This is a genomic window from Alcanivorax sp. (assembly GCF_051117345.1).
Lineage (GTDB): Bacteria > Pseudomonadota > Gammaproteobacteria > Pseudomonadales > Alcanivoracaceae > Alcanivorax.
In genome coordinates this window covers 1-6,487 of the sequence record NZ_JBNPEC010000045.1, presented here as the reverse complement: position 1 = coordinate 6,487, position 6,487 = coordinate 1, and the positions used below count along the sequence as shown (strand labels likewise).

At 58.0% G+C, this 6,487-nt stretch carries 2 protein-coding genes and 1 pseudogene; all 3 read right to left on the bottom strand.

The features are described from left to right. Nucleotides 1–1,711, bottom strand: a pseudogene (locus ACFE0K_RS03140) (hypothetical protein); the annotation flags it as partial. A gap of 10 nt (nucleotides 1,712–1,721) precedes the next feature. Further along, a complete protein-coding gene (locus tag ACFE0K_RS03135; protein WP_434534678.1) occupies nucleotides 1,722–2,315 on the bottom strand; it encodes an OmpA family protein in 594 nt (197 codons plus the stop codon). Then, the coding region (locus ACFE0K_RS03130) for a hypothetical protein (protein WP_434534677.1) at nucleotides 2,312–6,487 on the bottom strand (4,176 nt) is incomplete at its 5' end. The genes ACFE0K_RS03135 and ACFE0K_RS03130, both read right to left, overlap by 4 nt.

Here is a 6,487-nt window from a genome sequence, read left to right as displayed (position 1 = left end):
TATCAACGCTACTGCTTTGAATAACGATCAATTCATCCGTTACGGCATTGACGATACTCGCATCAATATTGGACGTTGCCCATTGTGTCACCTGAAACGAGCCTCCCACCGCATCCGGGGGAAGTACCGCCTTGACCACCACCGCAACGCCACAGCGTCCATTGACAAGATCCGTGACAAAACGCCCCGGACACTGCCCGCTGCTGTCCGGAACCGGCAGCGGCCCGGTATCAACAACCCCGCTTCCTGAGCTGTCTACCAGCGGTGTATTACCATCTGCCCGGAAGAGTCGGAAGACCGTGCCCTCAGGGAAGGGATTGGCCAACGGATTCCCCTGCCGGTCGTTGGCCGGATCCAACGTCACATCGAAGGTGTCTGTGCCATCCCCCGAATTCCATAGCGTATTGGTAAACGCCACCGTTGCCCCCTGGGAGGCACTGGCTACCTGCACCACATTACCTACCGCCTGGCTATCATCGACACCGACCGAACTGTCGCCGCCATTGTTGTTAGCCACCACGGCCGGATTTTCGGAACGATCCGTCACAGTGAAACGCACTGTATTAGAAATAAAAACGGCAGGCGGCGGACTGCCCACTGGCACAACCCCTCCGGCGCCAAACTGCAACGTTTGGGACTCATTCTGGTAACGGTATCCAGCCTTGTTGCGAATACCGTTACCAGACGCAATATCTTCATCCACGTTAACCGAGAAAGTTAGCGTTCCTGTGGCACCCGCCGGGACACTGGCCACCACCGCTCGCACCCGACCCTGACATTCCGGCTCAATTGCGGAGGCATCATAGGCGCAGAACGTAATCTGCTCGCTGCCGCTGCTCTGGCTCCCGTCCTCAGCATCAGTCAGCACCGTGTTTCCGGTCTGACTCCAAAGGGCAGAACCAGGTACATAGATCAGCCCACTGGGGAAATCATCGCCATTCAAGTCCTGATTGTTCGTGGGCAGGATATCCTCGAGCAAAAATTCGGTGGCCGCCTGGCTGGAGAGGTTTCGATAACGAAGCGTCACGGTATAGGGGCCACTGGGGGACAAGCCCCGTGAAGCGCTCAAACTTTTTGACACCTCCATCACCGGACCATCAACCAGGGTAATCCTGTCACGGTTGGAGTCACTCAAAAGAGGGTTTTCATTGCTGATGACCTGAATATCCAGGCCATCGATTTCTGTTCCCAAGGAACCCAGCGGAACCGCCTCCACCACAAAATCGAAACTATCACCCGCATCAACCACCGGCGTCAGCGTGTTCCAGCATCCGTTGGCATCGGCACTGGCATCATCAAAAAGCAGATTGCCGGCATCCGCCTGACCATCATTGTTGGTATCGGCATATACGCGCCAAGCATCGATGCCGGCACCGGCCAGATTGTCGACACAAAGCGTGTAGCGATCTGGCCCGTTACCGGTATTACTCAAACGATGGGGAAAGGAAACAGGAGAACCGCTGGCACCGGGTTTCAATTGGGCACTTTCCAGAGAAAGCGAAGGCACAGCCAATACCCGCGTCTCGACCAGATTGGAGGTAACACTCTGAACCTCTGCCAGCTGAGCACAGCCATCGTCAACGCAGGCCCGGAAGGATGCGGAAGCCTGGTTGCTAATTACAGAGCCTGCTTGAGGAGCCGCCGCATTTACGGCCCCTACCAGGAGCAACAGGGCTGTCGTCAGCAGCAACCAAACTTCACGTGGAATCATAGGGCGGCCCTTACTGTACTGGCTTTGGTGCAACAAAATCGTCACCACCACTGCCTTCAAAGTCGACACGCAACACAAGGGGGCGACCGGTTTCATCCAGCGGCATCAGTTCAACACGGCGATTAATGATGCGATCAGACTGGCTGTCACTAGCCAAAATCGGTAGCTCCTCACCCAAAGGGGCCTCCTTGATACGCGATGCCACCAACCCATTGGATTCGAGATAAGCCCGTACAACCTCCATGCGGCGTTCCGCTAATTGACGATTGTAAGACTTGCTGCCTAACTTATCCGTAAATGCCTGAACACTGATTTGCAGCCCATCAAATTGCTGCAGAATAACCAGATTACGATCCAGACGTTTTTTCTCTTCATTGCTTAAACCGTTTTTATCGAAGCCGAAATATACCGCCGGCTCCCAAAGCTGACCTTCAGCCTGAGAACCGGCACCCGCCAATGCCGTCACCATAACCATACCGGTATCCGTCACCGTTGCCTTTACCGGGCAGACCTCGTCATATTCCGCATAAAGCGCTTCTGTACTGACACAGCCGGATAGTATTGCCCCCAGCATCAACCCCAGCACCTTTTTCAAAGGGCTCATCGCGCCTCTCCCATATAGCTGCGCTGGCCGGCAGCCTTGCTGCCCAGCCAGCCCAGATCATCTTCATCAAACTTGTATTCCAGGCCGATATACAGGCCTTCCACGTTGTAGCCTTCCGGATCAAGATCGTCGTCGCGGAAACCGGAAAAGTTGTAACCCACACCCATACGCAGATTGCGACGAACCAGAGCATTCACCCCCACCCCGTAACTGAAACGTCGCTCGCTAACACCTTCAGTGGTCAGCGCGCCGCCATGCAGATCCAGATCAAAGCGGCGGGAAATGTCCCAGATGATACGACCATCGGCCACATAGGCATCGGTATCCACATCCAGATTGTCCAGCTCGGTTTGCTGCCATTTTGCGCCAATACGGCCGGAGAAAATCCAGTCGTCATGGGGCTGGAAATTATGGTGGTTGGAGACGATGTGCACGCGCCGATCACTGGCGGCTTCGCCCCCCCACTGGGTTTTCCATTTGTACATGAACAGCATGTGGTGGCGATTATCCAGACGCGGGCGGCGAGCCATGCCCAGGGTGACTATGTTGTCGCCCTGCTTGGGCTGGCCATCGAAGTATTGCAGCCGCAGGTCATCACGCACTACGGCAGACCAGTCCAGATTGACGCGCCAGATGTTGGCAGCACTGAAGCCGTAGTAGGTGCGCTCATCGCCGAAGCGGGTTTCCACCCGGCCCAGAGTGCGGCGATTAGGATTGCGTTTGTCTTCTGCCGCCAGCGACAGGGCGGTGGAATCCTGGCTGGTATTGCCTTCCAGGGTTTCAATCCATTCCGCCGACGGACTGAAAGTCAGGCCCGGTTCGATTTCGAAGTGCGAACGTACCCCGTTGGCTGCCGCCACATCACGACCGTCCTGGGCACCGCGCAGGCGGTACTCGGAAAATACATCGGTGCTGCGGCTGAGCGCGGAACGGACGCCAAAGGTGAACTGGCGGGTCTCCACGTCGTTGTTCAGCAGATTGACACCACTGAGACTGTTGATCAGCTCATAGCGGCTGTAGAGGCTGGTCTTGTCGGTAATCCCCAGATCCGCATCGGCGGCAATACGACGACGATCACGGTCATTGAAGGCCTGCTCGTATTCCGAGCCCACGGTCAACGGCTTGCCGAACAGGCGCGTACCCTGACTGGCACCCAGAACCCAGGTTGCGAAGCGGTCTTCCCCTTGGTCATCTTTCTGTTCGATGCCCCGGGCCCCGGCACGTAACTGGGTGGCACCGATCTGTTTCTTGCCGATCAGACCCAGGCTACTTTGCGCGTCGTCATTTTCCAGGGACTGGGAATGCACCGCTTCCACCTGGGCGGACAGACTGCGCGACAGCACCTGCTCGTGATCCAGACGCATTTCTTCGCGGGATTCAGCAATGCCCGCCGCCGGGTTACGGAAACCCTCTTCGGCCCGGGCCCAGCGAAGATCGGTACTGGAGCCGTCCTGCCAGCGCCATTGACTCCCCAGGCTGACCGCCCCACCTTCGCGATCGTCATCATTGTTTTCCATGGTGGCTGACGACGCATAAATACTGTTCTGGTCGGTGAGGGCGTACTCCGCAGCAACGCTACTCAGGTCAAAGCCTTCACTTTCATGCTCATCGCGGGTGCGGCTGGCGCTGACAGTCAGCTTGTCACTGAGTTGGTAGCGGAAGCGGGCGCCCAGCACGTTGTATTCCTCGGCATCAGACGCTTCTACGTTATAGCTGGCACGGATGAATACCGGATTCAGGTTTTCATCCACCGTAGGAATGACGTCATGAAAACGGATATCGCCAGTGAAGTAATTCACCGAATAATCCACGTAGCGGGTCAGTGGCTGAGTGGAAATCACCAGCCCCGGATTGCCGCGATCGCGGACAATCAGCTCCAGGGTTTCGCTGTCGCGGGCCGGGCGGTTGGCCAGGGTGAACAGCAAGGCGGTACCGTTACCGGGAATTTCCTCGCTGACCTGCTCGTATTCCGGCCGGGCGCCGAATACCTGGAAGCGGGCCCGGTCATTTTCGTAAATGGCGTTAAGACCGGTGAGGGTGCGCTGCACCCGACCAAGATCCTGGAAGTCGTAATTGGGGTCGGTCAGGTAATCGCCCCACAGCAAACTGCTGCGATCCTTTTCCAGCTTCGCGTACAGCTTGCTGCGGCTGCGGGCATCATAACCGCGCACCGACGCATCGCCGGCGATGGGATAGGAATCTGACGGATTCAGGTCGCGGCGGATCTCTTCATCATCGTCCAGATCATTATCCGTATCGTAGGCCAGCGTCAGGTGAGCACCACCGCGCACCGCCCCTTTGAGGAAGACGGCACCGTTGGCATCCAGCTCTTCTTCAGGCAGTGAATCGCCAATCTCCGTGGGCGCATTGCCGTTATCACGCAGATTGCCACCAAAGCCCTGACGCAACTGCACATAGCCGGTAGCGACTAGAGGCCGCATGGGCGCTACCTGTTCGACTCTTGCGGTGGCGACAAAGTCTTCCACCAATGCTCGTAGCCGGATCGGACCGGTGTATTCGGTGCTGCGCAGGTGAATCATGCCTTCGCCGTCGCTGACCCGTATCTGGTGGCCAGGGTTGTCCGGTTGCAGATCCTCTTCCAGCCAGTCGCCCTTGTCGTTTTCCAGGGTGACAAAATACGTGCCCCGTGCCGGGTTACCACGGGCATCGAGCATACGCACCCTGATCGGCAGCGTGGAACGACCGCCATCCGCCGCCAGGGTATCTTCTACCGGCTCCAGCTCCAGGCTGCGCGGTGCCTCCGGGCGCAGGATCTCGGTACTGGCAAGCACCCGTTCGTTACCGAAGGGATCCAGGGCTTTTACTTCGACCTGGTTGTCACCCTCTTCCATTGCCACACCGTACCAACTCAGCACCTGAACCTTTTCACGACGGTTCAGCACCTGCTCGCCCAATTGACTGCGCGGTACCTTCTTGCCGTTCACGTACAGCTCCGGCTCCACACCGGCTCGCACCACCACCTGTAAACGGCCATCCCGGCTGATGCCGTCCTGCGGCCATAACCAGGTACCGGCAACGCCCTGCTCCCGCGTCACTTTTGCCGCGATGGCCTTGGTGTCGTCCATCTGAGCGTCAGCTAACGGAGCCGTGTTTTTCTCCTGGCCGGCTGCCGGCTGGCTGCGGCTGACCTGATCCCAGACTTCCGCCAGGTTGGCATCGCCGGTCTGGGTGTAAACACCACTGCCCAGATCGCCGCCGCCATCTGCCTGGCACAGACGGTTATTCACGTAGCTATCGCGCAGCGGATCGAAGCGGGCCGCCTCATCCGGCATCCATGCACAGGAGAGCGACGCATTACGGGCTTTCAGGTTTTCGACGATGGCGTCACGCTGGTCCGCTGGCGGGCACATGGCTGCAAAGTCCGCACGGTGGTATTCCCCCGGGCGCAGATCCAGAAAGCGGCTTTGTGGGTCGGCAGCGTGACGGTTATCAATGGGCTTGAGTTTCAGCCCTTGCGGCAACGTCAGCGGATCCACCTTGATGGTGTGCAGTCCCGGGCGCAGACCATAAAGACTGTATTGCCCGTTTTCATCAGTGATCACCCAGGAGCCGTCGGACAAATACAGCTTCACACCGCCCACCGGATATTCGCCGTCGTTCTGCAGGTTGTTACAGTCGTTGTCCACGTAGATCTTGCCGAACACCATGGCGCGATCCGACAGCACGCCTTCGTTACGCACCTGGACTTTCGCTTCCCCTTGATTGGAGAAATAGGTGAACCCGGAAGCGGTGTTTGCCTGAGCAGTGGCCCGGTTGATGCCGTCGCTGTCCACCGCGCCGGCAGACAAACGCAGGCCATAATGCAGCGTGACGGTACTGCCCGGCTGTAGCGGCAGCGGCTGCGGACCATTGCCTGTCTGCTGCTGGATCAGGAAGGTCAGCTGGTTGCCACCGTTGTTGGCAGGCGCGGGAATCTCGATGCGCTGATCGTTGATTTCCAGCCAGGCGCTGTCTTCGATATAACGGAACCCATAGGGAAGCCGGTCAACAATACGGCCAGCGAACAGCTCCGCATCATGGTTACTGGTGAGATCAATACGGTAGGCCAGCACATCGCCCACTCCTGCCTGCTCAGCTTCCACCTGCTTGTCCAGTACCAGCACACCCGCCGTAGTTGCCGCAGAGGGATCCAGCGGGATATCCACAAACAC